This is a genomic window from Thiolapillus sp., assembly GCF_048562965.1.
Lineage (GTDB): Bacteria > Pseudomonadota > Gammaproteobacteria > Chromatiales > Chromatiaceae > Thiolapillus > Thiolapillus brandeum_A.
In genome coordinates, this window is sequence record NZ_JBHNMF010001017.1 from 1 (window position 1) to 1001 (window position 1001).

The following is a 1001-nucleotide window of genomic DNA, read 5'->3' on the forward strand; positions in this document are numbered from 1 at the left end:
ACACATGGATTTGGTCGGCGGCAATATCTTCAAATTGAGCAATTGTTCCCCCATTTTCTAGAGCAAGGTCATCACCTTTACAGACTACATTACCGCCGCCACTGCAAGTCTCATCACCACCACCACCGCCACCACCACCGCCACCACCACCACCTGCAGAAATAGATACGGAAACGGTGGCTGCCGTGGAAAACGTGCCTGTTGCATCTTTCAGTCGGTACTGAAAACTATCGATGATTGCACTTTCAGTTGGCAAGGCAGTGTAAGTAACTATTGCACCATTTGTCGCTACTGAACCCTTGGCAGAATCTGGCCCTGAGACGATATCCAGCGCATCGGCAGGAAGGGGAAGTTTTACTGTAGCGTTATCAGAAACACTCACTGAACCACGACCTCCCCCTGTTACGGAAAGGCTATGATTTGTCACTTGGGGTATGCCATCACCACCCTGGTTAGTGCCTACACAATCCTGACCGAAGCTGAGTTCGATCCGATCTGATGTGCTATTCATATCATTAAAACCGCTGCACAACTGACCAGGATTTGGGTGACTGGGATCAACGATATATACATCTACCGCATAAGCTCCTTGGTAAAGCAATGCGATTACAACACCTACACCCATCTTTGAACAAGCTTTCTTCATTCTCCTAACTCCGACTATTCAGCATAGAACACGTCATCAGTTTAACATATGACCAATGAATGGTGGACAAGTTCCATATCACAAATCCCACGATTCCCGGATAAGGCTGAAGGGCAGAAAGAGGATTCGTACCCCAGACCTGCGGACAGTTGGCTATCGGCATCTCACCATGGCACGATGCACCCCAAAATACCCCCCTCAAGTGGCCGGAAGAAAAACTTTTCCCGTGTCGACCGCTATTAACAGGATATTGACAAAGACTCTCCCTGGACTTTTCAACCCCAGAAGCCGACAACCAAGCGTGTCTTCGGCCTCGTGATAGATTTTGGGACATCCCAGTCCCCAAAATCGACTC

1 protein-coding gene is annotated in these 1001 nt (G+C 48.8%); it reads right to left on the reverse strand.

Translation table 11 applies throughout. The features are described 5' to 3' along the window. Nucleotides 1-646 (reverse strand): hypothetical protein (locus ACOCD2_RS21910; protein WP_419626116.1); only part of this gene is annotated, 646 nt, incomplete at its 3' end. Between the last annotated feature and the right edge of the window lie 355 nt (nucleotides 647-1001).